Here is a 26,699-nt window from a genome sequence, read left to right as displayed (position 1 = left end):
CGACCGGTCAGTGCTCCCGGGTCTTGTGGAACTGAACATCCGGGTAACGCTCCTGCGCCAGCTGCAGATTCACCATGGTAGGTGCAATATAGGCCAGCCGGTCAGCGCCATCCAGGGCCAGGTTGTCGTTGGCCTTGCGCTGGAACTCATCCAGCTTGCGCGGGTCGTCGCTGGTCACCCAGCGGGCGGTCGCCACATTGATGGGCTCATAGATGGCGTCCACCTTGTACTCACTCTTCAGGCGGCTGACCACCACATCGAACTGCAGCACACCGACCGCGCCCACGATAAGGTCATTGTTGCGCATGGGCCGGAACAGCTGCACAGCCCCCTCTTCCGAGAGCTGGATCAGCCCCTTCTGCAGCTGCTTGGTCTTCAGCGGGTCCTTCAGGCGAATGCGACGGAAGAGCTCCGGGGCAAAGTTGGGAATACCGGTGAACTTCATATTTTCGCCGGAGGTAAAGGTATCTCCCAACTGAATCGTGCCATGGTTATGCAGGCCGATGATGTCACCGGCAAAGGCTTCATCGGCATGCTCCCGATCACCAGCCATAAAGGTCAGTGCATCAGAGAATCGCACCTCTTTGCCAATACGGACATGTCGGGCCTTCATGCCCTGCTGGTATCGGCCGGAAACAATGCGCAGGAAGGCCACCCGGTCCCGGTGCTGGGGATCCATGTTCGCCTGGATCTTGAACACGAAGCCCGAAAAGTTATCCTCCGCCGGCTCCACCGTTCTGACATCGGTCTCCCGGGGCAAGGGTGACGGCGCCCACTCCACAAGCCCGTCCAGCATATGATCCACACCGAAGTTGCCCAGGGCCGTACCGAAGAAGACCGGGGTCAGCTCGCCGGCCATGAACAGGTCATGGTCGAACTCGTGGGAAGCGCCCTTTACCAGTTCGATCTCGTCCCGCAGGTCGTCGGCGTAGTTGCCGATAGCCTCATCCAGCTCGGGATTGTCCAGCCCGGAGATGACCCTCTTCTCCTGTATGGTGTGGCCCTGGCCGGTCTGGTAAAGGATAACCTCATCCCGCGACAGGTGGTAAACCCCCTTAAAGCTCTTGCCCATACCAATCGGCCAGGTAATGGGTGCACAGGCGATCTTGAGGACATCCTCTACCTCATCCATGAGCTCCACCGGATCACGGGTATCCCGGTCCAGCTTGTTCATGAACGTCAGAATGGGTGTGTCCCGCAGGCGGGTGACTTCCATCAGCTTGATGGTCCGCTCCTCAACACCCTTGGCTGCATCGATCACCATCAGGCAGGAGTCGACCGCCGTCAGAGTGCGGTAGGTATCTTCCGAGAAATCCTCGTGACCCGGAGTATCCAGCAGATTCACCAGGCGACCGCCGTAGGGAAACTGCATAACGGAAGTGGTCACCGAAATACCGCGCTCCTTTTCCATCTCCATCCAGTCAGACTTGGCATGCTGACCGGATTTCTTGCCCTTGACGGTCCCTGCCTTCTGGATCGCCTGACCGAACAGCAGCACCTTCTCGGTGATGGTGGTTTTACCGGCATCCGGGTGCGAGATAATGGCAAAGGTGCGCCTGTTGGACACTTCGCTGGCAATTTTACTGTCGGACATAGCCTCACGCCTGGTTGGTCTGAAGATCCGGAGGGACGTCATGCGGGTGACGCCCCGCCTGGGTCAGTGGTGAAAAGCTGCGCATTTTCGCTGATCAGGCAGCAGGATACAAACGATTCAGCTGGTCGGATCCGCCTGCCCGGCGAGCCCCAGGGCCATGACGATCGCATCTTCCCGCCCGGCACCGTCCGGGTAATAACCCGGCCGCTCCCCGACAACGACAAAGCCCTCGCTCTGGTAGAGTCGCCTGGCGCCCCGATTGCCGACACGGACCTCCAGCACCATACGCTGCAACCCCTGACAGGCAGATTCAGCCAGCAGAACACGCAACAACTGGCGCGCATACCCCCTGCCGCGGCTTGCAGGACGAACGCAAAGGTTCAGCAGATGAGCCTCATCAAACAGGGTTGCCTGCACGGCATAGGCCTCCAGACGACCCGCCTGTTCAATGCCGAGAAGCGAGTAGCCAGACCGGAAAGTGTCCCGGAACACCCCCTCACTCCAGGGATGGGAGTACCCCTGGTGCTCGATATCAAGAATCGCAGGCAGGTCTCCCTGAGTCAGTTCCCGAACCACCACTTCCGGATAGCGGTCGCTGACTGAGCACATGCCACTCATCACAGGGCCTCGGCTTGCCGAAGCGCCTGCCACAACTGTCGCTTGCTATCAGGCTCTGACGAAAGGGCGGTCAGGCTTCTCGGAAAAGATACGGCAGCATCGCCCAAAGGGGCTACCAGCAAACGCAAGAGCCTCGTCGCCTCAGGCGACAGATCCTCCGGCTCGATACCTAGCCAGAGTTGCCTTGTCGTCGCAAATCCCTGCACCATGGACGCGAGCACCTCTGCAGCCCCTGCTGCATCATTGCCTGGTACCTCCGGATTATTGAACACCGGCCAGCGCAAGGTCTCGGTACGCAGGACAGAGTCCCCCAGGGCTCGCAGAACGTTTTCTGCCAGCCGGTCTTCCAGGCCACGGCTCGCTTCGTCCGGGGTGCTGCTGATGAGCAGCCACCGGCTTCCGCACCAAAAACGCCAGTGCAGCTTCACGGGCATCCCGGCGAGTACATCATTCACAGGGGTGGTTTCGGGGGCGCCGGCATCGGCTGCATCCTTTCCAGCCGGCGCATCCGCAACTTCAGCAGCTACCGGCAGCACAGCATCAGCGCTGCCATCTGCACCCTGTTCCTGCCTGGCAGGGGAGCGGTATGCGGCCCCACCCTTTTGCTCCCCGGCCAGCAAGCCTTGCAGCTGTGCCAGTCCCCGCCGGGAAACTCCGGGAGGCGACGAAGCAGATGCAGGAGCGTCCGGCATGGGCTCCGGGTTATTGGCCTGGCTTTCCTCCTGACCGGGCTCGCAAAAATCAAAGTCCGGACTGGGGGCCGCCCCTGGCAATGGCGCCCTCGCGTACCAGACTCGGACGCCAGCTACCCCCAGCGCAAACTGTCGAAGCGCTTCATTCATGAATAGCAGCTCCCCACCCGGCTGCGGAGTTCGTGCCGGGCACTGACAAGTCGGGGATGGGCGTCGGCCATGACAAGCTCCTGAAACGGTTACCGGCATCGGTCTGCCGAAAAACCCTTTGGCGAAACCCGCATTATAACAGCGCAGCACCCCTGAGGTTACCCCGAAACACCGGAACACGCCCCTCGCAATCAAACACGCCAATAACCCTATATCTGGAACTTTTTGTATCAGAAAACTTCTGAGCAAACTTTCGCCAAGCAGGGAATCGAATATTTTTTTCTTTTACCCCATATGTTTATAGATCTCGCTTTAAGAGCATCCGGGCATAACTCCACACAATCTACGACTAAAAGCGATACATAAATCAATTTCTCAGTTCTTGACGAGTGTCAATTAGTGCCTATACTGATACCACACTTCGCCTGGCGACAGGCCACAAGAACAACGGAGTTCACCATGTCCCAAGACAGCATCCTCCTCGCCGTCGAGCAAGGGGTCGCCACCATCACACTGAACCGCCCCCAGAGCCTGAACAGCTTCAACGCCGACATGCACGAAGCCCTGCGCTCAGCCCTCGAGAAGGTTCGCCAGGATGACTCCATTCGCGTGCTGGTGCTGACCGGTGCAGGCCGGGGTTTCTGTGCCGGACAGGATCTGGGCGACCGCAACGTTGCTCCGGGAGAGGCAGCGCCGGACCTCGGTTACTCCATCGAGACCTGGTACAACCCGCTGATCCGCGCCCTCCGGGATCTGCCGGTGCCGGTGATCTGCGCTGTTAACGGCGTTGCGGCAGGCGCTGGTGCAAACATTGCGCTGAGCTGCGACATCGTCCTGGCCGCCCGCTCTGCCAGCTTCGTACAGGCCTTCTGCAAACTCGGACTGGTTCCGGACTCCGGCGGCACCTGGATTCTGCCCCGCCTGGCTGGCATGGCCCGCGCCAAGGGCATGGCCCTGCTGGGTGACAAGGTCAAGGCGGAACAGGCCGAAGCCTGGGGCCTGATCTGGCGCTGCGTGGATGACGAGGCCCTGACAGAGGAAACCCGCAAGATGGCCGAGCACTTTGCCACCCAGCCCACGGCCGGCCTGGCACTGATCAAGCAGGCGCTGAATGCCAGCACGACCAACACCTGGGACGAGCAACTGGACCTGGAGCGGGACCTGCAGCGTCAGGCAGGTCGGAGCGAAGACTACCGGGAAGGTGTCTCGGCTTTCATGGAAAAGCGACAGCCGCAGTTCAAGGGCCGCTAATCCAAAGCGCGCGTACAGGGCAATAAGACACCACTACTACTGACTCACGGGGAGCCAAGAACAATGACCCAACCCGACCCCCAGACCCTCGCTGAACAGTGCGCCGAAGCCATGTTCAGCCGCGACCAGGCCAGCCAACACCTGGGCATGGCGATCAAGACTATCGGCCCTGGCACCGCCACCCTGACCATGACGGTAGACGAGCGCATGATCCAGGGTCATGGCAATTGCCACGGGGGCTACCTGTTCACCCTCGCCGATTCAGCCTTCGCCTTCGCCTGCAACACCTACGACAAGGCCACCGTGGCTGCCGGATGCAGCATTGAATACATGGCCGCCGGGCAACTCGGCGACACCCTGACCGCAACCGCCACCGAGCGAGCGCGGGGGCGTCGCACCGGCGTTTATGACATCGAAATCACTAACCAGGATGGCAGGACCGTCGCGCTGTTCCGCGGCAAGTCCTATCAGGTCCAGGGCAGCGTTCGCGAACAGGGCGAACCGCAATAACAACGACCAAGTGGACCGCAACCTACCAACAAGTCCAAACCGGGAATAGCATCATGACCTTACCCATGCAGAAAATCGGTCCCCTCGACCCCCTGGAAACCGCCAGCGTTGACGAATTGCGCCACGAACAGCTGCAACGCCTGCGGTGGAGCATCAACCACGCCTATACCAACGTACCTTTCTACCGGGAAGCGTTTGACAAGATCGGCCTCAAGCCGATGGACATCAACTCCCTGGAGGACCTGGCCAAGGTTCCGTTCACCATGAAGAACGACCTGCGGGACAACTACCCGTTCGGCATGTTCGCCACCCCCATGGAGCAGATTGTCCGGGTCCACGCCTCCAGCGGCACCACCGGCAAGCCGACAGTGGTGGGCTACACCCAGAAAGACATCGACACCTGGGCCAGTGTGGTGGCCCGCTCCATCCGCGCCGGCGGCGGCCATGCAGGTGACAAGGTTCACGTGGCCTACGGCTACGGCCTGTTTACCGGCGGCCTGGGCGCCCACTACGGCGCCGAAAAGCTCGGCTGCACCGTGATCCCAATGTCCGGCGGCCAGACCGAAAAGCAGGTTCAGCTGCTCAAGGACTTCCAGCCCGACATCATCATGGTGACGCCGTCCTATATGTTGAACCTGGCTGATGAAATCGAGCGCCAGGGCATCAACCCCCACGACCTGCCCCTGCGCCTTGGCATTTTCGGGGCTGAGCCGTGGACCAATGCCATGCGGGTCGAGATTGAAGAACGCCTGGGCATCGACGCCCTGGATATCTATGGCCTGTCCGAAGTCATGGGGCCCGGCGTTGGAATGGAGTGCATCGAAACGAAGGACGGCCCCACCATCTGGGAAGACCACTTCTACCCGGAAATCATCAACCCGGAAACCGGTGAAGTCCTGGCCGACGGCGAATATGGCGAGCTGGTGTTCACCACCCTTACCAAGGAAGGCCTGCCGATCCTGCGCTACCGCACCCGCGACCTGACCCGCCTGCTGCCGGGCACTGCCCGCCCCATGCGCCGTATTGACAAGATTACCGGCCGCAGCGACGACATGCTGATCATCCGCGGCGTCAACGTGTTCCCCAGCCAGATCGAGGAACAGATCCTGCGAGTCCAGGAACTGTCACCCCACTATGAGATCGAGGTCTACAAGGACGGCAACCTGGACTGCATGGACATTCGATGTGAGCTCAAGCCCGAGCACGGCAGCGCCGATGACGGCGAGCGGGAAAAGTACGCCAAAACCCTCGCCCACAACATCAAGTCGTTCATCGGCATCAGCACCCGCATTACGATCACCGAGCCGAACCGCCTTGCCCGCTCCGAAGGCAAGGCAAAGCGGGTGTTTGACCGCCGGAAGTAATCAGAACGTAACGAGTCATCGTGTAGAGCAGACCTCCTGTTGCTCTGACCTTGCCCCGTCTTTACGGGGCTTTTTTTCTCCTTAAGGCGTCACTTCCTGAACACCGGAACTCCTCCTGCGTATCAGAAGTGACCAATCGAGACGAATACCCAAAAATCTCGATAAAACGTCGCAGTAGAGCCATTCGAATTGATCATTATCTGGTTATGACGAGATGATCTTAAAGAAAACGTGATACAGAAATGATCCGCTTGATATTTCACAAGGTATCATAAATAATTATCCAAACGTCCAGCAGGTCTTGTGGGCCGAAAAGATTCAGGTGCGCACCAGGGGTGTGGCACCCGCCCGGGAACAAGAACCTATTTACCGGAACCGGAGGTACACCATGTACGCACAGCTCGTTGAAACCGGCGCCAAGCGCGTCAAGTCCCTCGAGGAGATGTCCTCAGAGGAGCGCGAGTTCCAGCTCAAGATCGACGCGGAAACCAAGATCGAAGCCAAGAACTGGATGCCGGAGGGGTACCGCAAGACCCTGATCCGCCAGATCTCCCAGCACGCCCACTCGGAAGTGGTCGGCATGCTGCCGGAAGGCAACTGGGTCACCCGCGCGCCAACCCTCAAGCGCAAGCTCCAGCTGATGGCCAAGATCCAGGACGAGGCAGGCCACGGCCTTTATCTTTACAGCGCCATGGAAACCCTGGGTGCGGATCGTGACGAAGAAATCGACAAGCTGCACGAAGGCAAGGTGAAGTACTCGTCCATCTTCAACTACCCGACCCTGAACTGGGCTGACATGGGCACCGTCGGCTGGCTGGTGGATGGCGCTGCCATCGTCAACCAGGTGGTACTGCAGCGTACCTCCTACGGCCCCTACTCCCGCGCCATGATCCGGATCTGTAAGGAAGAAAGCTTCCACCAGCGCCAGGGTTACCAGATCCTGCTGGACCTGATGCGTGAAGGCACCGAGGAGCAGAAGCAGATGGTGCAGGATTCCATCAACCGCTTCTGGTGGCCCTCACTGATGATGTTCGGCCCGTCTGACGACCAGTCCCCGAACTCCCAGCAGTCCATGGCCTGGAAGATCAAGCGCAAGAGCAACGACGAACTGCGCCAGATGTTCATTGACCAGACGGTTCCCCAGCTCGAGTTCCTGGGCTGCACCGCGCCCGACCCGGACCTGAAATGGAACGAGGAGCGTGGTCACTACGACTTCGGCGAAATCGACTGGCAGGAATTCTACGACGTGCTCAAGGGCAACGGCCCGTGCAACAAGGAGCGCATCGAAACCCGCAAGAACGCCATCGACGGTGGCGCCTGGGTACGTGAGGCCGCCAGGGCCTACGCCGAGAAACAGCAACAAAAACAGCAGAACGCTGCCTGAGAGGAGATGAACTATGGCTGACTGGCCCCTTTACGAAGTTTTTGTACGCAGCAAGCACGGCCTCAACCACAAGCACGTAGGCAGCGTTCATGCCGCTGATGCGGAAATGGCCATGGAAAACGCCCGCGACCTGTACACACGTCGCAGCGAAGGCGTATCCATCTGGGTGGTGCCGTCCTCCGCGATTACCGCGTCTTCCCCGGACGAGAAGGAAATCCTGTTCGATCCGTCCGATGACAAGGTTTACCGCCACGCATCCTTCTACAAGCTGCCCGACGAAGTCGGCCACATGTAAGGGAGACCGGCATGAGCAAGGCAATGACACAGCAAGAGGCACTGCAGGAATACCTGCTGCGCCTGGCAGACTCCGACATGATCCTTGGCCAGCGCCTGTGCGAACTGTGCGGCAAGGCTCCGGCGCTGGAAGAAGAGATGGCGCTGATGAACGTCGCCCTCGACCTGGTGGGCCAGGCCCGCAACTGGTACGAGTATGCAGCGGAGCTGATCGATGATGGCCGCAGCGCAGATGACCTGGCATTCCGCCGCGATGCCCATGACTACCGCAACGCACTGATGGTGGAACAGCCCAATGGCGACTATGCCGTCACCATGGGGCGTCAGTTCTTCTTCGATGCCTGGCACTACTTTACCCTGGCTTCCCTGGTAAAAGCGCCGGATGAGCGTATTGCCAGCATCGCCGCCAAGGCCGCCAAGGAGGTTCAGTATCACCTGCGCCGCTCTTCCGAATGGGTCAAGCGCTTCGGTGACGGCACAGAGGAAAGTCATCAGCGTATGCAAACCGCAGTGGATGACCTGTGGCGGTTCACCGGCGAGATGATCGAAGCCGATGACGTTGAACAGACCCTGTTCAAGGCCGGCATCGGCCCGAACCCCGAACAGCTGGCTGCTGACTGGAAGGGCCTGGTGAACGAAGTATTGACCGAGGCCACCCTGACACCGCCGCCGGAAGATGCCTGGATGTACCGGGGCGCCAAGGTGGGTCACCACACCGAGCACCTCGGCTATATCCTTGCCGAGATGCAATTCCTGCAAAGGGCCTATCCGGATGCCAAGACCTGGTAAACCCGAACCGCGCTCCCTGCTGGAAGACCAGCCGGTGATCGCCAGTGACCGCATTCCCGCCCGTGACCGCAGCAAGCCGGTCACCGAGGCGGACATCTGGGCCCTGCTGGACGAAGTGAAGGATCCGGAAGTACCTGCGGTCAGCGTGGTGGAGCTGGGCATGGTCCGGCGGATCGCCGAGGAAGACGGCGAGTGGGTGGTGGATGTGACCCCCACCTACTCCGGCTGCCCGGCCACCGAGATGATCGAGGATTCCATCAAGGAGGCCCTGCAACTGGCAGGCATCCGCAACGGACGGATCCGCCGGGTACTGACCCCGGCCTGGACCACTGACTGGATCACCGAGGCAGGCCGACGCAAGTTGCAGGAATTCGGCATCGCCCCGCCGGTGGGCAGCTCCAGCAAGCTGACACTCAAGGGTGTGGACGAAGCAATCGCCTGCCCCCATTGCGGCAGCACCCACACCGAACGGGTCAGCGAGTTTGGCTCCACCGCCTGTAAGGCTCTGTATCGATGCCTCGATTGCCGGGAGCCCTTTGATTACTTCAAATGTATCTAGAGCAGAACAATTATGAACAAGTTCTACCCTCTCACCATTCGCGAAGTCCGGCCCGAAACCCGGGACGCCGTGTCCCTGAGCTTTGACCTGCCGGAAGACCTGAAAGAAACCTTCAGTTACCACCAGGGCCAGCACCTGGTGCTGCGGACAACACTGAACGGCGAGGAAGTCCGCCGCTCCTACTCTATCTGTACCGGGGTCAAGGACCAGGAACTGCGCATCGCCGTCAAGAAGGTCCCTGGCGGCCGCTTCTCTACCGTGGCCAACGAGCAACTCAAGCCCGGTCAGACCCTGGAGGTCATGCCGCCCCAGGGCCATTTCTATGTGGAACTCGACCCCGCCCGTGAAGGCGACTACCTGGCCGTAGCAGCGGGTAGCGGTATCACACCGATCCTGTCCATTGTGAAAACCACACTGGAAGCAGAGCCGAAGAGCAAGGTCACCCTGTTCTACGGTAACCGGTCAACCGCCAGCACCATGTTCCGGGAGCAACTGGAAGACCTGAAAAACCGCTTTATGGGCCGGTTCAACCTGGTCTTCCTGTTCAGCCGTGAAGAGCAGGACATTGATCTTTACAACGGTCGCATCGACTCCGACAAGTGCGATGCCCTGTTCGACCACTGGCTGAATGCCGAAAAGCTGACCGCAGCCTTTATCTGCGGCCCGCAGATCATGACAGAGACCGTCCGCGACTCACTGCAGCGCCACGGACTTGCGAAGGACAAGATCCACTACGAGCTGTTTACCCCCGCCGGTGGTGGCAAGGCCCCGCGCAAGGACCGGGCGGAGACCAAGGTTGACCCGCAGGCGGTGAGTGAGGTCACAGTGCGGGCCGACGGCCGCGCCCTGACCTTCGACCTGACCCGCAACACGGAAAGCATCCTGGATGCCGGCAACGAAATGGGCGCTGACCTGCCCTTTTCCTGCAAGGCCGGTGTCTGCTCCACGTGCAAGGCCAAGGTCGTGGAAGGGGAAGTGGAAATGGACGCCAACTTCGCACTGGAAGACTACGAAGTCGAGGCAGGCTACGTGCTCTCCTGCCAGTGCTATCCGGTCAGTGACAAGGTCGTACTCGACTTTGACGAAGTGTAAGAAACGTTTGGAGACATCCCAGAGCCGGCGCCCGCGCCGGCTTTGCTTATCCTGAAACGCATTCCGATAACAATGTCAGCTACAAAGTATTCCGGGAGAACGCCAATGTCAGTCCTACAGAGTTACATTGCGGGCCAGTGGTTCGGCAAAACCGCCGCAAAGGCCCTGCCAAGCGCCGTTAACGGCGAAACCGTGGCCCACACCCACGAGGAAACCATCAACTTCGGTGAGGCAGTCGACTACGCTCGCAACACCGGTGTGAAAAGCCTGCTGGTACTGGATTTCCAGCAGCGCGCCGCCATCCTCAAGGAACTGGCCATCTATATCCAGGGTCGTAAGGATGAGCTCTACGCCATTTCCCATCACAGCGGGTGCACCAAGGCCGACTCCTGGATCGACATCGACGGTGGTTTCGGCACCCTGTTCACCTACGCCTCCACCGGTCGCAAGGAACTGCCCTCCGGCAACGTGGCCCATGAAGGCCCGGTCAACCAGCTGGGCAAGAACAACCACTTCAATGGCACCCACATCCTGGTGCCCCGCCGTGGTGTCTCTGTCCACATCAATGCCTTCAACTTCCCCATCTGGGGCATGCTGGAGAAATTCGCGCCGGCATTCCTGGCGGGAATGCCCTGCATCTTCAAGCCGGCGACCGCCACCAGCTACCTCACTGAAGCAGCGGTACGCCTCATCAATGACTCCGGCCTCCTACCGGAAGGCGCCCTGCAGCTGATCATCGGCGGCACCGGTGACCTGCTGGATCGCCTGGAGGAACAGGACTTCGTCACCTTCACCGGCTCTGCGAGCACCGCCCTGAAGCTGAAGAGCCACCCCAACATTATGGCGAAGAGCATACCCTTCAATGCGGAGGCGGACTCCCTCAACAGCGCCATTATGGCCCCGGACGTGACGCCGGACGACGAGGAGTTCGAGATCTTCGCCAAGGAAGTGGTAAAGGAAATGACCGCCAAGGCCGGCCAGAAATGTACCGCTATACGCCGGGTACTGGTGCCGGCCGAGCACCTGGACGCCCTGGCTGAACGCATCAAGGAAAGACTGGGCAAGATCACCTTCGGCAACCCTGCCGCAGAAGGTGTGCGCATGGGCGCCCTGGCCTCCCAGGATCAGCTACGGGACGTCAACGACGCCATCGATCGCCTGCTGGAGTCCAGCGAGTGCGTCTATGGCAAGACCGAAGGCCTGAAACCCGTCGGTGACGGTGTGGACAACGGCGCCTTTATCGCCCCCCACTTGCTGATTAACCGTAATCCGCTGAACGACGGTGGCGCCCACGACATCGAAGCGTTTGGCCCGGTCGCCACCCTGATGCCTTACAACGGCATCGAAGAGGCTCTGACCATTGCTGCCAAGGGCAAGGGCAGCCTGGTAACCACCCTGACCACCAAGGACCCGGCCATCGCCGCAGAAATGATTCCGGTACTGGCCGCCCAGCACGGCCGCCTCCAGATCCTGGACGCAGAAGCCTCCAAGGAGTCCACCGGCCATGGCTCCCCACTGCCCATGCTCAAGCACGGCGGTCCCGGCCGCGCCGGTGGTGGTGAAGAACTCGGCGGCATCCGCGCTGTACACCACTTTCTGCAGCGCACTGCCATTCAGGGCTCACCCACTATGGTGGCAGCGGTGACCCGCGAATACGTCCGTGGTGCCAAGGTCATCGAAAACGACATCCACCCGTTCCGTCGCCACTTCGACGACCTGCAGGTGGGCGAGTCCCTGCTGACCCACCGCCGCACCGTGACCGAAGCGGACATCGTCAACTTCGGCTGCCTCTCCGGCGACCACTTCTACATGCACTTTGACGAAATCGCCGCGAAGGAAACCCAGTTCGGCCGGCGTATCGCCCACGGCTACTTCGTCCTGTCTGCCGCCGCCGGCCTTTTCGTCTACCCGGGCGAAGGCCCCGTACTGGCCAACTACGGTCTGGACACCCTGCGGTTCATCACCCCCGTAGGCGCCGGCGACACCATCCGCGCCCGCCTGACCTGCAAGCGCAAGATCGACCAGGGCCGCACCTCTCCCGAGGGTCACCCCCAGGGCGTGGTTATGTGGGACGTGGCAGTGACCAACCAGAATGACGAGCTGGTGGCCAGCTATGACATTCTGACGTTGGTGGCCAAGAAGCAGTAAGTTTGGGGTTGGGGAGTTAACCGCTCCCCCCTCTCTGTGCAACCTGCAGACGAAAAAGCCGGACTGGCGAAATACCAGTCCGGCTTTTTTATGAGGACTGACTCGTCCTGAATAAGGTTTACACCTTTCCACTGAAGATTATGGAGGGTGTTGTGAATACGACGAGGCGGAGGAGTCAGCGAGATTATTCCCTGGCCTTTAAATTGGCGGTGGTAGACCAGGTTGAAAAGGGCGAGATGACTTACAAGCAAGCTCAGGAACGATACGGTATCCAGGGTCGCTCGACGGTGCTAACGTGGTTACGTAAGCATGGCCAGCAGGACTGGAGCCCGGCGGCCTTGCTCTTCGTTCGTAAGGGGGCTGCGATGGCCAAACCGGATCTTCCACTCACACCCGAGCAGCGCATCAAAGAGTTGGAGCAGCAGCTCGATGAAGCCAACCAGAAAGCCCAGTTCTTTGAATCTGTTGTGGATGTTCTGCAAAAAGACTATGGCTGTCGCGTCGTAAAAAAGCGGTCCGGCAAGTCCTCGCGCAAAAGCAGATCCAGGGCCTGAGCGTCACTCGGGCTTGCCGATATCTAGGTTTCTCCCGTCAGGCGTATTACCAGCACTTCAAAGCTGATGCGGTTCGTAAGGCCCATGAGCGGCTGGTGTTGGACTTTGTGCGGGGAGAGCGCCTGCTCCAGCCTCGCCTGGGCACCCGTAAGCTGCATTCACTACTGAAACCGAATGCCGATTTATGCATGGGCCGGGATCGACTATTTGATCTCCTGAGGGCACATCGACAACTGGTTCCCCGCAAACGTGCTTATCATAGGACCACCCACAGCCATCACTACCTTCGCTGCCACCCCAACCTGCTGAAAGCAGGCCCGGGACAGGTCGTACCAAATGCCCCTGAGCAGCTCTGGGTGGCAGATATTACCTATTTGCCGACCCATCAGGGCTCGGCCTATCTGAGCCTGATTACGGATGCCTTCTCCCGGAAAATCGTGGGCCACCATGTCCATGAAACCCTCCATACGGAGGGAGTGATACAAGCCATGCATAAGGCGTTGAAGGGAAGGCAATTCTCTGGAGAGCTGGTTCATCACTCGGATCGGGGAAGCCAGTATTGCTCCGCACCATACCAACAGCTTCATGCCAAACACGGTATTCGTTGTTCAATGACAGATGGCTACGACTGTTATCAAAATGCGTTGGCTGAGCGGGTGAATGGGATACTGAAAACGGAGTTCTTGCTAGCGCGCCCCAAGGACTTGGCTGAGGCTCAAAAGATGGTTGAGCAGTCCGTGCAAATCTATAACACAAGGCGGCCACACCTGGCTCTGAAATACAAAACGCCCGATGCAGTGCACCGGGCGTTCCGATAGAAACAGGTGTAAACCTATTTCAGGACTAGACAGACATCACCCAGAGTCAGAAGGACAGGGACCGGGTAGGTCTTTCCGGGACCCTCAAAAAGAGGGACCTTTTTGAGGAGCCTACATGGATGTATTTACGGCGTGTCCCGGAAAGACCTACTCGGGCACTGGCCCTGCACCCAATCAACAGGGCCACGGTACCCAGGGAAATCACATCCCGAGATAGGCCTCCCTGACCTTCTCGTTACTGAGCAACTCCCGCCCGGTACCCTCGAGCACCACCCGGCCAGTCTCCAGCACATACCCACGATCGGCCAGTGCCAAAGCCTGCGACGCATTCTGCTCAACCAGGAACACCGTAATGCCCTCCTCCTTGAGTTCCCGGATAATCCCGAAAATCTCCTCCACAATCAGCGGAGCCAGCCCCATGGAAGGCTCATCCAGCAGCAACAGGCGAGGTTTCGCCATCAACGCCCTTCCAATCGCCAGCATCTGCTGCTGACCACCAGAAAGCTCGCCAGCCAGATTGTCCCGCTTCTGCTCCAGGATCGGAAACTTGCCATAGACCTTCTGCAGATCCCGCTCCACCTCAGCACCCTGCTTGCGCGTATAGGCACCCAGGCGGAGATTGTCGTGGACACTCAGATCCTTGAACACCTGACGCCCCTCCGGCACCTGGACAATACCGTTGGAAACCCGCTTGTCCACTGGCATGCGGTTCAGGTCCTGGCCCTCGAACGTCATCTTCCCGCTGTCGAGGGCTGCAGCCCGGAAATGGCCATCAGCAGGGTAGACTTGCCGGCTCCGTTGGCACCGACCAGTGACACGATCTCACCGGAATGGATCTTCAGATCGATCTCATGCAACACCTCGATCTGACCGTAGGAAGACACCAGCCCCTGAATGTTCAGCATCTCCTTGCCGGTTTCGGGGCGACTGGTGGGGTGGGACAGCCCCAGCCCACCAAAGCGCTCGGGCGTATAACTGACGATCTGGTGCCGCAGCTCGCGGAACTCCTCCCGGACACGGTCGCCGAACAACGGATCGTTCTGCTGATCCCGCGCCTCGGCAATTTCGGTCCAGTCCGCTTCGCTCAGCACCTCCTTGGCCCGGGGAATTACTACCCCCTCTTCCTTCTTGATGTGCTTGCGCAGCGCCTGGGTGAACCGGCTCAACGCATGGCTGAAGGCTTCCCGGCCATTGGGCCAGCCACGGACGCAGGTCGCCAGGAGCTCGCGAAGTTCGTTAATCTTCTCGTGGCCTACGACATAGCCGCGTTCCAGCTTGTCCAGCAATGGACCACTTTCCGGCGATTTTTCACGAAGCTTCTTGTACAGCACGATCTCCGTGGGCTGGCTATGCACCCGGTTCGAGAAGTGCTGTATGTAATCAAATATGGTATTGAACAACACCTCATCCGGGCGCTGATCATTCACGTTCATGTCCTGCTGAAGCTGCTCCAGAAGATCGATAACGCGCCACAAACCCTGATGCTCGCGGATAATGATTCCCACGGCCTGTTCGCTGCGCGACCGGGCAGGCGTCGTGGTCTGATTCTGTTCATTCATGATACTTGCCCTTTCACTCAGCCACCCAGGTAGGCAGCGATGACATCTGGATTGTTGCGGATTTCCTCGGGGGTGCCCTCAGCCAGTTTGCGGCCGTAGTTGATCACCAGCAGACGGTCAGAGATACCCATCACCAGTTTCATGTCGTGCTCTACCAGCATGACCGTCACCCCCTGCTCCGCCACCTTGCGGATCAGCTCTTCCAGCTCCGCCGTTTCGGTGCCGTTAAGACCGGCGGCCGGCTCGTCGAGCAGCAGGATCTTAGGGTCCGCTGCCAGGGCCCGGGCAATCTCGAGACGCTTGAGCGCGCCGTAAGACATGGCAGAGGCTTCCGTGTTGATATACTCGCCGCAACCCACAAACGCCATCAGCTCCTTTGACCGCTCACGGCAGGCCTTTTCCTCACGCAGCAGTGAGGGAAGCCGGAACATGGACGTGAACAGATTGGAGCGGATCTTCAGGTGGCGCCCCAGCATCACGTTCTCCAGCGCCGTCATATTCATGCAGATCTGCATCTGCTGGAAAGTGCGACACATGCCCCGTTCCGCCAGGCGGTTGGGGTCCATACCGACCACGCTCTCACCGTTCAGCGTAATCTCGCCCCGGGTGGGCGTGTAGAAGCCGGTAATCAGGTTAAACAGGGTCGTCTTGCCAGCACCGTTCGGCCCGATCACCGAATAGATCTGCCCCTGCTCCACCGAGAATTCCAGGCCCTCAATGGCATGGACGCCACCAAACTCCTTGTCGAGGCCTTTGACATCGATCATGACCGTCATGCCTTACCTCCCGACGACTTCCCGAGCTTATTGCGAATGGCGTTCATAGCCGTGGGGTAAAAGCCCTTCGGCATAAAAATCATGGTGGCCATCAGAATGAAACCAAAGATTGCCGTCTCATATTCCTGGAAACCGGCCAGGAACTGGGGCAACAGCTTGAGTACCACGGCACCCAGAATGACACCCATGGGGGAGGCCATGCCGCCCAGCACCACCATGGTGATCAGTACAATGGAGTAATCGAAGCCTGCGATGGCGGGGGTGATAAAACCGGTGAAGTGAGCAAACACACTGCCCATGATACTCGCGTAAACCGCCGAGATAACGAATACCATGCTCTTGTAACGTGCGGTATCCACCCCCACGGTACGGGCGGCGATCTCGGACCCGTGGATGGAACGCAAAGCCCGCCCCAGCGGGGAGTCGATCAGGTTCTGGGCAATAATCACCGCCACCAGCAACAGCACACCCGCTACCAGGTACCAGGCTACGTGGCCCGGGATCTCCAGCCCCAGAAGGGAGTAAAGCCCAAAGGTACTCAACTCCCAGCCAAAGAGACTGAACGGGGGCACCACCATGCCGTCAGGGCCACCGGTCAACTGGCTTTCGTTATTGATGATAATCGCAATGATAAACCCCACAGCGAGCGTCGCCATGGACAGGTAGTGGCCCTTCAGCTTCAGTATCGGGCGCCCCACGACCCAGGCGACCAGTCCTACCACTGCGGCGGCCACTATCAGGGCCAATAACGGGGGCCAGTTGTAGGCCGAGGTAGCCACCGCACTGAAGTACGCGCCCATGCCATAGAAACCGGCGTGACCGAGACTGATTTGGCCGGCATAGCCGACCAGCAAGTTCAGGCCCACCACGGTTGCGGCAATGATCAGAATCTGGGTCGCAAGATCAAAGTAGAACGGGTTCTCCATCAGGAGAGGGATCACAAACACGATGATGGCGAGAACCAGCACATAATTCATCCGCCATTCAAGAAAACGATCAAACATTACACACGCTCCACGGTTCGGCCGCCGAACAGACCACGGGGCATGAAAAACAGGACCAGCAGGATCATGGAAAACGCCACGGCATCCTTGTATTCGGACGAGATGTAACCGGCCGTCATGGCCTCGACCACACCCAGCAGGATGCCACCGACCACAGCCCCGAGGCCGCTTCCCAGTCCACCCATGGCGGCCGCAACGAAGCCCTTGAGCGCAAGCAGGATACCGATGTCATAGGCGGTGAATGTAATCGGCGCCACAGTAACCCCGGCAACGGAACCCAGCAGCGCCGACAAGCCAAAGGCCAGCATCAGCACCATCTGGGTCTTCACACCGACCAGTTGGGCAGCAAGTTTGTTCATGGATGTACCAAGAATGGCCCGGCCAATCAGGGTTCGGGTAAAGAACAGAATCAGCGCGATAACGAGTACCGCACCAATGCCCAGCACCCAAAGGCTCTGGGAGTTCAGTACCGCACCGCCAAGGCGGAGCGGCTCGTCACCACTGAAAGGCGGAACGACGTGATAGTCCTTGCCCCACACAACCTGGGCAATGCCCCGGATGAATATCGAGGCGCCAATGGTGATGATGATCAGGGTGACCACGTCTGCGTTCTTTGCCGGTGCTATCGCCAGGCGCTGCAATGCAATACCCACCAGGCATGCCAGCAGCACCGCAAGGATGATGGCGAAAAACATGGGAATACCCAGGCCCATAAACGCCACGGTGCCCATACCACCAATCATCAGAAATTCACCCTGGGCGAAGTTGATCACATGACTGGCGTTGTAAATGATGGTGAAACCCAGCGCCACTAATGCATAGGTAGCCCCGATCGTAATACCTGTGAACAGGTACTGAAGAAATTCTGAGAACATAGGAAGGTACCGTCAGAAACCCCCGGCCCATCCATCACCGGGCCGGGGGCAGAGGTTTGGTCAGGTTATTACTCGACCAGCATCCAGTCGCCGTCCTTGACTTCCAGGATGCGGAACGATTCCGGAGTCAGACCGTTGTGGTCGTCCGGTGCCATGTTGAAGATACCGGTCACGCCAACGTAGCCGAGGATATTCTCCAGCTCATCACGTACCGCTGCCTTGTCGGTGGTGCCGGCAGCCTCGATGGCCTGGACCGCGAGCATCAATCCGTCATAGGCATAGCCACCGAAGGTGGAGACCCGGGTGCCCCAGTGATCCCGGTACTCCTGGGCGTAGGACTGGACAACCTCTCTCTGGGGATCGTCATCCGGCAGGGAACTCGGGATCAGGATCGGAGAGGCCGGCAGGCGTAGCCCTTCTGCAGCGTCACCAGCCAGATCGAGGAACGCATCTGAGGCGACACCGTGGGACTGGTAGAAGGGCAGGTTAATGTCGAGGGCGGCATAGTTCTTGGTGACAATAGCCGGCCCCTGACCAAAACCGAAGTTCAGTATCGCATCAACACCGTCGGTATTGCGGATATTGGTAAGCTGAGCAGTCATGTCGGAATCTGACGGACCGTAGGTCTCATCGGCAACCACCTCAATCCCATACTCACTGGCAACCGCCAGGGTCTGCTGGCGACCGGAGGCACCAAAGCCACCGGTACCGGAGATCAGACCAATCTTGTCAAAACCACGACGACGCATATCCCACAGGATGCGCTCCGCCGCCATACGGTCAGACTGGGGTACCTTGAAAACCCATTCCTTTACCGGGTCAACGATAGTGACGGCGCCTGCCAGGGAAATGAACGGGATACGCGCCTGTTCAACGAGCGGCACCGCAGCCATGGTCGCACCTGTGGTACTGCCACCGACGATGATATCAACACGATCAGAGCGAATCAGGCGCCCGGCGAAGTTACGGGCATTGGATGCATTACCGACATCGTCGTAGTGGATCAACTCCAATGGGCGTCCCAACACACCGCCTTCTTCGTTGATCTTTTCCACGTACATTTCCAGGGTTTTCAGTTCCGGATCGCCAAGGAATGAGGCAGGGCCGGTAACGGAAAGGAAAGAGCCGATCTTGATAGGTTCGGCAGCCTGTGCGGACACAAGCAGACTGGTTGCCAGCGTAGCCGCCAACACACCAGCACGACGCAAGAGGCTTTTCTTGGCCATTGTTATTCTCCCAGGTTCTGGAGCACAGAGTGCCCTCGTTGTTTTTGTTACCTAACGGAAAGCGTTTTATAGGATTATGATTCACTTTCCAGCACAAAAAGTCCCAGAGGTGTTCAGGAATCATGCCTCCCTACTTGGTGAACCACCGCAACCAGTAAGCATGCTGATGACTACGGCGCTCTCCATTCCTGACACATATCAAGACTTACAATCAACGCTATTGTATCGTATTCTTCCTGTCAACCGCTTTAGCCAAACGTCGACACTGCGTTTTTGCTAAATGGTTGTTTTACCCGCAACCATTAGATAAGGATAATAACCACCCGAATTTTCATAGTGTCCCTCAAGCGATCAACCAACCTATGCCTGCAAAAAAACAACTCGACCAGCTGGTCAGCCAGTTCCAGAAAAAGCGCCCGATCCGGGCCGGCTCACTGATCATTACCCTCTACGGCGACGCAATAGTCCCACGGGGTGGCACCGTATGGCTGGGGAGCCTGGCAAAATTGCTGCAGCCTGTCGGCATCAACGAGCGCCTGGTCCGCACATCCGTCTATCGCCTGGTGAAGGAAAACTGGCTGCAGGCGGAGAAAATCGGCCGTTGTAGCTATTACAGCCTGACCGGGCCCGGCCTCCGCCGATTCGAACAGGCCTTTAAACACGTCTATGAAATGTCCACCTGGGAGTGGACCGGCAGCTGGACGCTTGTCTTGCTCACCCAACTGGAAGCCGACGCCCGCAGACGGGTCAGGGAAGAATTGAAATGGCTGAGCTTTGGCAGCATTGGCCAGGGCGTGATGATTCATCCGCGCATACAGCGGGAGGAACTTCTGCCATTGCTACAGGAATGGGAAGCTCTGGACGACACCATCGTGATGCAGACGCACCCGGTAGAGCCCCTGAGCTCCCGGGCCATGCGCCGGGAAGTGCGGGAAAGCTGGAACCTGGATGAATTGGGCGGGCGCTACCGGCGCTTCCTGGATCAATTCAGGCCCTTGTGGCAGGAGCTGAAGGACGAGGACACCCTTTCGCCAGAAGATTGCCTGATCGCCCGTACGCTGCTTATTCACGAATACCGGAAAATCCTGCTGCGTGACCCCCAGCTTCCGGACGCGCTGCTTCCCGGCGACTGGGAAGGCCGGAGTGCGAGGCAGCTCTGTCGCAACCTGTACCGGCAAATCTACGAGAGAGCCGAGGAGTGGCTGGACCAGACCCTGGAGAACGCCTCAGGGCCATTGCCAGGTCCTAACGAGGGGTTCTATCGGCGGTTTGGGGGATTGCGGGATTGAGGTGGTACCGGTAATGAGTGACGAAGCCCTGGTGCTGGAAGGGTGCCGGGGCTTTTTTGTGGCTGGCGTAGGGGTTCTTCAGGCCCTGCGAAGCAGGTCGATGCCTGCCTGTGGCAGGCTTGTCGTATGGGGCCGTTGTAGGGCAGATCGGAGTTGCCTGAGACCGGCCGCGCGTTGCGCGGCGACGATTCCCGGCCCTCCGCGAGACGCTCCGGGCGTTCGCCCCTGGCAGCGCACGATTTCACTTATAGCATGCTCCCAGCCCGTGCTTCGCACTGGGATGACCTACATTGCTCAGGCCTGTCGGCCTTCGGCCCTTCGGGCCCGTCGTCGCTACACTCCGACGTCCTGCGCCTGCCTGCGGCAGGCTTGTCGCATGGGGCCGTTGTAGTGAAAGAGAACCACCGTATCCCAAATAAAAAACCCCCGGCAGCTTTCGCTGTCGGGGGTGTTTTATTTAGGAGCCTGACGATGACCTACTCTCGCATGGGCAACGCCACACTACCATCGGCGCTGGTCTGTTTCACTGCTGAGTTCGGGATGGGATCAGGTGGTTCCAGACCGCTATGGTCGTCAGGCAAAACGGTTGATCACTGGGATGGATGAGATTGAATGCGTTACGATCAAGGTTATCGCAGTTGTCTGTAGCAATTGTCTTGGGTGTTATATAGTCAAGCCGCACGAGCAATTAGTACCGGTTAGCTCAACGCCTCGCAGCGCTTACACACCCGGCCTATCAACGTCCTGGTCTTGAACGGCTCTTCAGGAGGCTCGAGGCCTCGGGGAGATCTCATCTTGGAAGGGGCTTCCCGCTTAGATGCTTTCAGCGGTTATCCTGTCCGAACATAGCTACCGGGCAATGCCACTGGCGTGACAACCCGAACACCAGAGGTTCGTCCACTCCGGTCCTCTCGTACTAGGAGCAGCTTTCCTCAAATCTCCAACGTCCACGGCAGATAGGGACCGAACTGTCTCACGACGTTCTAAACCCAGCTCGCGTACCACTTTAAATGGCGAACAGCCATACCCTTGGGACCGGCTTCAGCCCCAGGATGTGATGAGCCGACATCGAGGTGCCAAACACCGCCGTCGATGTGAACTCTTGGGCGGTATCAGCCTGTTATCCCCGGAGTACCTTTTATCCGTTGAGCGATGGCCCTTCCATACAGAACCACCGGATCACTATGACCTGCTTTCGCACCTGCTCGACGTGTCTGTCTCGCAGTCAAGCGGGCTTGTGCCATTACACTAACCGCACGATGTCCGACCGTGCTTAGCCCACCTTTGTGCTCCTCCGTTACGCTTTGGGAGGAGACCGCCCCAGTCAAACTACCCACCACACAGTGTCCTCATCCCCGATCAGGGGACCAAGTTAGAACCTCAAACAGGCCAGGCTGGTATTTCAAGGTTGGCTCCACCCGAACTGGCGTCCGGGTTTCAAAGCCTCCCAGCTATCCTACACAAGCATGCTCAAAGTTCACTGTGAAGCTATAGTAAAGGTTCACGGGGTCTTTCCGTCTAGCCGCGGATACACCGCATCTTCACGGCGATTTCAATTTCACTGAGTCTCGGGTAGAGACAGCGCCCCCATCGTTACGCCATTCGTGCAGGTCGGAACTTACCCGACAAGGAATTTCGCTACCTTAGGACCGTTATAGTTACGGCCGCCGTTTACCGGGGCTTCGATCAAGAGCTTCGCGCAAGCGCTAACCCCATCAATTAACCTTCCGGCACCGGGCAGGCGTCACACCGTATACGTCCACTTTCGTGTTAGCACAGTGCTGTGTTTTTAATAAACAGTCGCAGGGGCCTGGTATCTTCGACCGGCTTCCGCTCCACCCGCAGGGGCTTCACGTACACGCCGGCGTGCCTTCTCCCGAAGTTACGGCACCATTTTGCCTAGTTCCTTTACCCGAGTTCTCTCAAGCGCCTTGGGATTCTCACCCTGACCACCTGTGTCGGTTTGGGGTACGGTCCCGGATAGCCTGAAGCTTAGAAGATTTTCCTGGAAGCATGGCATCAATGACTTCCAACCCGTAAAAGGGTCGTCGTCGTCACGTCTCGACATTATGGGTCCGGATTTGCCTAAACCCACTGCCTACTCGCTTAAACCGGGACAACCGTCGCCCGGCTCACCTAGCCTTCTCCGTCTCTCCATCGCAGCTATCCAAGGTACGGGAATATTAACCCGTTTCCCATCGACTACACCTTTCGGTCTCGCCTTAGGGGCCGACTCACCCTGCGCCGATTAGCGTTGCGCAGGAACCCTTGGTCTTCCGGCGTGGGGGTTTTTCACCCCCATTGTCGTTACTCATGTCAGCATTCGCACTTCTGATACCTCCAGCAGACTTCTCAATCCACCTTCGCAGGCTTACAGAACGCTCCCCTACCCCGCATACTTGCGTATGCAGCCGCAGCTTCGGTGACCAGTTTGAGCCCCGTTACATCTTCCGCGCAGGCCGACTCGACTAGTGAGCTATTACGCTTTCTTTAAAGGATGGCTGCTTCTAAGCCAACCTCCTAGCTGTCTGAGCCTTCCCACATCGTTTCCCACTTAACTGGTACTTGGGGACCTTAGCTGGCGGTCTGGGTTGTTTCCCTCTTCACGACGGACGTTAGCACCCGCCGTGTGTCTCCCGGATAGTACTCACTGGTATTCGGAGTTTGCATCGGGTTGGTAAGTCGGGATGACCCCCTAGCCGAAACAGTGCTCTACCCCCAGTGGTATTCGTCCGAGGCGCTACCTAAATAGCTTTCGGGGAGAACCAGCTATCTCCGGGCTTGATTAGCCTTTCACTCCGATCCACAAGTCATCCCCTGGCTTTTCAACGACAGTGGGTTCGGGCCTCCAGTGCCTGTTACGGCACCTTCACCCTGCTCATGGATAGATCGCCCGGTTTCGGGTCTATGCCCAGCGACTAAGTCGCCCTATTCAGACTCGGTTTCCCTACGGCTCCCCTATACGGTTAACCTCGCCACTGAACATAAGTCGCTGACCCATTATACAAAAGGTACGCCGTCACGGAACAAGTCCGCTCCGACTGCTTGTACGCATACGGTTTCAGGGTCTATTTCACTCCCCTCACAGGGGTTCTTTTCGCCTTTCCCTCACGGTACTGGTTCACTATCGGTCAGTCAGGAGTATTTAGCCTTGGAGGATGGTCCCCCCATGTTCAGACAGGATTACACGTGACCCGTCCTACTCGATTTCACTGGACTCAGGTTTCGGATACGGGGCTATCACCCACTATGGCGGCTCTTTCCAGGGCCTTCTCCTACCAGTTGTCCAGCTTAAGGGCTGGTCCCCGTTCGCTCGCCGCTACTGAGGGAATCTCGGTTGATTTCTTTTCCTTCGGGTACTTAGATGTTTCAGTTCCCCGAGTTCGCCTCTTACACCTATGGATTCAGTGTAAGATACCGACCCGAAAGTCGGTGGGTTTCCCCATTCAGAGATGCCCGGATCATAGCTTGTTTGCCAGCTCCCCGAGCCTTATCGCAGGCTTCCACGTCTTTCATCGCCTCTGACTGCCAAGGCATCCACCGTATGCGCTTAGTTGCTTGACTATATAACCCCAAGACAACTGACCTGTGCATCAACACCGCTTGACCTTCCCCTGGCAAGCCAGGTTCGTGATCATCCAATGATGACGTTCAGAGACAGCCGACTGAAGCTATAAACAACCACTTCAACGACACACCGGATAACGCTTGATCGTTATCGCTGAAACTCTGTTCTGAACTAGAAGAACAGAATTTCGTGTTTCAATCTCATCCGAATTGTTAAAGAGCAATTCTGACCCAGTGATCAGAAAGAAGGGCTTACAACGTCACCGCGTTGAAACACTTTTTTCTGCACACTGACATAACGTCAGGCAATCAGGTTCGTCGATCTGTTTATGGTGGAGCCAGGCGGGATCGAACCGCCGACCTCCTGCGTGCAAGGCAGGCGCTCTCCCAGCTGAGCTATGGCCCCTAATAGAAACCACTCACCAAGCCGGCAATTTCGTTGACTCGCCGTACTCGGAGAATTGATCAGATCTAGGCGCGTTCGGGCGAAGCATACTTCAGTATGCGAGTCCGGGCGCAACGACGAGCTGGTCAATTCTGGTGGGTCTGGGTGGACTTGAACCACCGACCTCACCCTTATCAGGGGTGCGCTCTAACCACCTGAGCTACAGACCCAATTATCACTGCATCTTGTGCCACCTGAGCTGCGTTGCAGTCTTCGTTCACTCGGTCACGTACGTGTGTACGCTCCCTCCTTCACTCAGCCTGCGCCTTGTCAGCTGCCACAATCTACAGCGCTAATCTCTGCTTCATGCTTTCTCCAGGAGAAGCACTTCACAGCCGGGCCTGCAAAGACCCTTTTGCTCTCTTCACGTTAACCAAGTAATTCGTGTGGACTCTGACCGAAACCTCCAGCGTTCGTTAAGGAGGTGATCCAGCCGCAGGTTCCCCTACGGCTACCTTGTTACGACTTCACCCCAGTCATGAACCACACCGTGGTGATCGTCCTCCCGAAGGTTAGACTAACCACTTCTGGTGCAATCCACTCCCATGGTGTGACGGGCGGTGTGTACAAGGCCCGGGAACGTATTCACCGTGACATTCTGATTCACGATTACTAGCGATTCCGACTTCACGCAGTCGAGTTGCAGACTGCGATCCGGACTACGACGCGTTTTGTGAGATTGGCTCCCCCTCGCGGGTTTGCAGCCCTCTGTGCGCGCCATTGTAGCACGTGTGTAGCCCTGGCCGTAAGGGCCATGATGACCTGACGTCATCCCCACCTTCCTCCGGTTTGTCACCGGCAGTCTCCCTAGAGTTCCCACCATGATGTGCTGGCAACTAGGGATAAGGGTTGCGCTCGTTACGGGACTTAACCCAACATCTCACGACACGAGCTGACGACGGCCATGCAGCACCTGTGTTTGGGTTCCCGAAGGCACCAATCCATCTCTGGAAAGTTCCCAACATGTCAAGGCCAGGTAAGGTTCTTCGCGTTGCGTCGAATTAAACCACATGCTCCACCGCTTGTGCGGGCCCCCGTCAATTCATTTGAGTTTTAACCTTGCGGCCGTACTCCCCAGGCGGTCTACTTAGTGCGTTAACTGCGCCACTAAGACTTCAAGAGTCCCAACGGCTAGTAGACATCGTTTACGGCGTGGACTACCAGGGTATCTAATCCTGTTTGCTCCCCACGCTTTCGCACCTCAGTGTCAGTGTTGGTCCAGGTAGCCGCCTTCGCCACTGGTGTTCCTTCCTATATCTACGCATTTCACCGCTACACAGGAAATTCCACTACCCTCTACCACACTCTAGCCTGACAGTTCGAAATGCCGTTCCCAGGTTAAGCCCGGGGCTTTCACATCTCGCTTATCAAACCACCTACGCGCGCTTTACGCCCAGTAATTCCGATTAACGCTTGCACCCTCCGTATTACCGCGGCTGCTGGCACGGAGTTAGCCGGTGCTTCTTCTGTGAGTAACGTCAAGCCTCATGGGTATTAGCCATAAGGTTTTCCTCCTCACTGAAAGTGCTTTACAACCCGAAAGCCTTCTTCACACACGCGGCATGGCTGGATCAGGGTTGCCCCCATTGTCCAATATTCCCCACTGCTGCCTCCCGTAGGAGTTCGGGCCGTGTCTCAGTCCCGATGTGGCTGATCATCCTCTCAGACCAGCTACGGATCGTCGCCTTGGTGAGCCATTACCCCACCAACAAGCTAATCCGACATAGGCTCATCCAATAGCGCAAGGTCCGAAGATCCCCTGCTTTCCCCCGTAGGGCGTATGCGGTATTAATCCGGGTTTCCCCGGGCTATCCCCCACTACTGGGCAGATTCCTATGCATTACTCACCCGTCCGCCGCTCGTCAGCGGGGTGCAAGCACCCCCTGTTACCGCTCGACTTGCATGTGTTAAGCCTGCCGCCAGCGTTCAATCTGAGCCATGATCAAACTCTTCAGTTTAAATCATACAAGATCCGAAGATCTCTAATCTTGCTCAAGACAAAACTCATATTTCGACGAGTCGCTGCCTCGATATCTGTTGCCAGATGGTCTCGGCCAGCGCCCACACGAATTACTTGGTCAACTTGTTAAAGAGCGTTGAGCGTCTGCTCAATCAAGGCCGCGTATTCTACATCAGATCGC

General features: G+C 58.2%; 18 protein-coding genes, 2 tRNA genes, 3 rRNA genes and 2 pseudogenes. 11 read left to right on the top strand and 14 right to left on the bottom strand.

The annotated features are described in order from the left end of the window. Positions 1-7 precede the first annotated feature (7 nt). The 3 genes from prfC to LJ360_RS05580 form a co-directional block, all read right to left on the bottom strand. The gene (gene prfC / locus LJ360_RS05590) at positions 8-1,594 is read right to left on the bottom strand and encodes a peptide chain release factor 3 (RefSeq protein ID WP_091853416.1); all 1,587 of its coding nucleotides are present in this window, start codon (positions 1,592-1,594) and stop codon (positions 8-10) included. 117 nt (positions 1,595-1,711) lie between these two features. After that, positions 1,712-2,212, bottom strand: coding sequence for a ribosomal protein S18-alanine N-acetyltransferase (gene rimI / locus LJ360_RS05585; protein ID WP_264995535.1), 501 nt, complete (start codon positions 2,210-2,212; stop codon positions 1,712-1,714). Beyond that, positions 2,212-3,054, bottom strand: a complete 843-nt coding sequence (locus LJ360_RS05580; protein WP_264995534.1) for a hypothetical protein — start codon at positions 3,052-3,054, stop codon at positions 2,212-2,214. The genes rimI and LJ360_RS05580 overlap by 1 nt, the downstream gene beginning before the upstream one ends. A gap of 459 nt (positions 3,055-3,513) precedes the next feature. Here LJ360_RS05580 and paaG point away from each other — a divergent pair, with 459 nt between their 5' ends. From paaG to LJ360_RS05530, 10 genes are all read left to right on the top strand, one after another. Then, entirely contained in the window at positions 3,514-4,305 is a 792-nt protein-coding gene (gene paaG / locus LJ360_RS05575; protein WP_264995532.1) for a 2-(1,2-epoxy-1,2-dihydrophenyl)acetyl-CoA isomerase PaaG, read from the top strand. A 63-nt stretch (positions 4,306-4,368) separates the two neighbouring features. Next, positions 4,369-4,815, top strand: a complete 447-nt coding sequence (gene paaI, locus LJ360_RS05570) for a hydroxyphenylacetyl-CoA thioesterase PaaI (protein WP_091853425.1) — start codon at positions 4,369-4,371, stop codon at positions 4,813-4,815. Between the two features lie 53 nt (positions 4,816-4,868). Continuing rightward, positions 4,869-6,179, top strand: coding sequence for a phenylacetate--CoA ligase PaaK (gene paaK, locus LJ360_RS05565; RefSeq protein ID WP_091853427.1), 1,311 nt, complete (start codon positions 4,869-4,871; stop codon positions 6,177-6,179). A 388-nt stretch (positions 6,180-6,567) separates the two neighbouring features. Continuing rightward, the gene (paaA, locus tag LJ360_RS05560; protein WP_264995530.1) at positions 6,568-7,563 is read left to right on the top strand and encodes a 1,2-phenylacetyl-CoA epoxidase subunit PaaA; all 996 of its coding nucleotides are present in this window, start codon (positions 6,568-6,570) and stop codon (positions 7,561-7,563) included. A gap of 13 nt (positions 7,564-7,576) precedes the next feature. Beyond that, a complete protein-coding gene (paaB, locus tag LJ360_RS05555; protein WP_091853431.1) occupies positions 7,577-7,858 on the top strand; it encodes a 1,2-phenylacetyl-CoA epoxidase subunit PaaB in 282 nt (93 codons plus the stop codon). A 23-nt stretch (positions 7,859-7,881) separates the two neighbouring features. Then, entirely contained in the window at positions 7,882-8,646 is a 765-nt protein-coding gene (gene paaC, locus LJ360_RS05550) for a 1,2-phenylacetyl-CoA epoxidase subunit PaaC (protein ID WP_091853478.1), read from the top strand. 19 nt (positions 8,647-8,665) lie between these two features. After that, a complete protein-coding gene (gene paaD, locus LJ360_RS05545) occupies positions 8,666-9,205 on the top strand; it encodes a 1,2-phenylacetyl-CoA epoxidase subunit PaaD (protein WP_413774419.1) in 540 nt (179 codons plus the stop codon). 12 nt (positions 9,206-9,217) lie between these two features. Then, positions 9,218-10,297, top strand: coding sequence for a 1,2-phenylacetyl-CoA epoxidase subunit PaaE (gene paaE, locus LJ360_RS05540; RefSeq protein ID WP_264995529.1), 1,080 nt, complete (start codon positions 9,218-9,220; stop codon positions 10,295-10,297). A gap of 105 nt (positions 10,298-10,402) precedes the next feature. Continuing rightward, complete coding sequence (gene paaZ / locus LJ360_RS05535; protein WP_264995528.1) at positions 10,403-12,445, top strand: phenylacetic acid degradation bifunctional protein PaaZ; 2,043 nt, start codon at positions 10,403-10,405, stop codon at positions 12,443-12,445. 140 nt (positions 12,446-12,585) lie between these two features. After that, positions 12,586-13,817, top strand: a protein-coding gene (locus LJ360_RS05530) for an IS3 family transposase (RefSeq protein WP_413774376.1) whose coding sequence is annotated in 2 segments (ribosomal slippage) — positions 12,586-12,940 and positions 12,940-13,817 — 1,233 coding nt in all. Because the reading frame shifts where the segments join, the coding sequence is not laid out codon by codon here. A 201-nt stretch (positions 13,818-14,018) separates the two neighbouring features. On the opposite strand, the pseudogene LJ360_RS05525 reads toward LJ360_RS05530, so the two are convergent. The 6 genes and pseudogenes from LJ360_RS05525 to LJ360_RS05500 all read right to left on the bottom strand — a co-directional run bounded on the left by LJ360_RS05525 (position 14,019) and on the right by LJ360_RS05500 (position 19,257). After that, positions 14,019-14,722: pseudogene (locus tag LJ360_RS05525) on the bottom strand (ABC transporter ATP-binding protein). A 252-nt stretch (positions 14,723-14,974) separates the two neighbouring features. Then, positions 14,975-15,376: pseudogene (locus LJ360_RS05520) on the bottom strand (hemerythrin domain-containing protein); the annotation flags it as partial. Positions 15,377-15,393: 17 nt separating this feature from the next. Further along, positions 15,394-16,152: an ABC transporter ATP-binding protein gene (locus LJ360_RS05515; protein WP_091853441.1), complete on the bottom strand. Its 759-nt coding sequence runs from the start codon at positions 16,150-16,152 to the stop codon at positions 15,394-15,396. Next, positions 16,149-17,156 carry a branched-chain amino acid ABC transporter permease gene (locus LJ360_RS05510; protein ID WP_091853443.1) on the bottom strand — a complete coding sequence of 336 codons (1,008 nt, stop codon included), beginning with the start codon at positions 17,154-17,156 and terminating at the stop codon, positions 16,149-16,151. The genes LJ360_RS05515 and LJ360_RS05510 overlap by 4 nt, the downstream gene beginning before the upstream one ends. Next, positions 17,156-18,031, bottom strand: coding sequence for a branched-chain amino acid ABC transporter permease (locus LJ360_RS05505; RefSeq protein ID WP_264995525.1), 876 nt, complete (start codon positions 18,029-18,031; stop codon positions 17,156-17,158). The genes LJ360_RS05510 and LJ360_RS05505 overlap by 1 nt, the downstream gene beginning before the upstream one ends. A gap of 68 nt (positions 18,032-18,099) precedes the next feature. Beyond that, positions 18,100-19,257, bottom strand: coding sequence for an ABC transporter substrate-binding protein (locus tag LJ360_RS05500; protein ID WP_264995524.1), 1,158 nt, complete (start codon positions 19,255-19,257; stop codon positions 18,100-18,102). A gap of 362 nt (positions 19,258-19,619) precedes the next feature. Here LJ360_RS05500 and paaX point away from each other — a divergent pair, with 362 nt between their 5' ends. Then, positions 19,620-20,546, top strand: a complete 927-nt coding sequence (gene paaX / locus LJ360_RS05495; RefSeq protein WP_264995523.1) for a phenylacetic acid degradation operon negative regulatory protein PaaX — start codon at positions 19,620-19,622, stop codon at positions 20,544-20,546. Between the two features lie 463 nt (positions 20,547-21,009). On the opposite strand, the gene rrf is transcribed toward paaX, so the two are convergent. The 5 genes from rrf to LJ360_RS05470 form a co-directional block, all read right to left on the bottom strand. Then, positions 21,010-21,124: ribosomal RNA gene (gene rrf / locus LJ360_RS05490) — 5S ribosomal RNA — on the bottom strand. An 89-nt stretch (positions 21,125-21,213) separates the two neighbouring features. Continuing rightward, positions 21,214-24,110, bottom strand: a 23S ribosomal RNA gene (locus tag LJ360_RS05485). 333 nt (positions 24,111-24,443) lie between these two features. Next, positions 24,444-24,519: transfer RNA gene (locus LJ360_RS05480), tRNA-Ala, on the bottom strand. 132 nt (positions 24,520-24,651) lie between these two features. Beyond that, positions 24,652-24,728: transfer RNA gene (locus tag LJ360_RS05475), tRNA-Ile, on the bottom strand. 247 nt (positions 24,729-24,975) lie between these two features. Continuing rightward, positions 24,976-26,516 (bottom strand): 16S ribosomal RNA (locus LJ360_RS05470). The 16S, 23S and 5S rRNA genes sit together here with 2 tRNA genes alongside, the layout of an rRNA operon. Positions 26,517-26,699 lie beyond the last annotated feature (183 nt).

Origin of the sequence: Marinobacter sp. AN1, assembly GCF_026013985.1 — a bacterium.
In the GTDB taxonomy this organism is placed as follows: Bacteria; Pseudomonadota; Gammaproteobacteria; order Pseudomonadales; family Oleiphilaceae; genus Marinobacter; species Marinobacter segnicrescens.
This window is presented reverse-complemented; position numbering and strand designations above follow the sequence as displayed.

Excerpts from the sequence above, each read along its gene's own strand:
- prfC (WP_091853416.1), bottom strand. The coding sequence starts at position 1,594 with ATGTCCGACAGTAAAATTGCCAGCGAAGTGTCCAACAGGCGCACCTTT.
- rimI (WP_264995535.1), bottom strand. The coding sequence starts at position 2,212 with ATGAGTGGCATGTGCTCAGTCAGCGACCGCTATCCGGAAGTGGTGGTT.
- LJ360_RS05580 (WP_264995534.1), bottom strand. The coding sequence starts at position 3,054 with ATGAATGAAGCGCTTCGACAGTTTGCGCTGGGGGTAGCTGGCGTCCGA.
- paaG (WP_264995532.1), top strand. The coding sequence starts at position 3,514 with ATGTCCCAAGACAGCATCCTCCTCGCCGTCGAGCAAGGGGTCGCCACC.
- paaI (WP_091853425.1), top strand. The coding sequence starts at position 4,369 with ATGACCCAACCCGACCCCCAGACCCTCGCTGAACAGTGCGCCGAAGCC.
- paaK (WP_091853427.1), top strand. The coding sequence starts at position 4,869 with ATGACCTTACCCATGCAGAAAATCGGTCCCCTCGACCCCCTGGAAACC.
- paaA (WP_264995530.1), top strand. The coding sequence starts at position 6,568 with ATGTACGCACAGCTCGTTGAAACCGGCGCCAAGCGCGTCAAGTCCCTC.
- paaB (WP_091853431.1), top strand. The coding sequence starts at position 7,577 with ATGGCTGACTGGCCCCTTTACGAAGTTTTTGTACGCAGCAAGCACGGC.
- paaC (WP_091853478.1), top strand. The coding sequence starts at position 7,882 with ATGACACAGCAAGAGGCACTGCAGGAATACCTGCTGCGCCTGGCAGAC.
- paaE (WP_264995529.1), top strand. The coding sequence starts at position 9,218 with ATGAACAAGTTCTACCCTCTCACCATTCGCGAAGTCCGGCCCGAAACC.
- paaZ (WP_264995528.1), top strand. The coding sequence starts at position 10,403 with ATGTCAGTCCTACAGAGTTACATTGCGGGCCAGTGGTTCGGCAAAACC.
- LJ360_RS05515 (WP_091853441.1), bottom strand. The coding sequence starts at position 16,152 with ATGACGGTCATGATCGATGTCAAAGGCCTCGACAAGGAGTTTGGTGGC.
- LJ360_RS05510 (WP_091853443.1), bottom strand. The coding sequence starts at position 17,156 with ATGTTTGATCGTTTTCTTGAATGGCGGATGAATTATGTGCTGGTTCTC.
- LJ360_RS05505 (WP_264995525.1), bottom strand. The coding sequence starts at position 18,031 with ATGTTCTCAGAATTTCTTCAGTACCTGTTCACAGGTATTACGATCGGG.
- LJ360_RS05500 (WP_264995524.1), bottom strand. The coding sequence starts at position 19,257 with ATGGCCAAGAAAAGCCTCTTGCGTCGTGCTGGTGTGTTGGCGGCTACG.
- paaX (WP_264995523.1), top strand. The coding sequence starts at position 19,620 with ATGCCTGCAAAAAAACAACTCGACCAGCTGGTCAGCCAGTTCCAGAAA.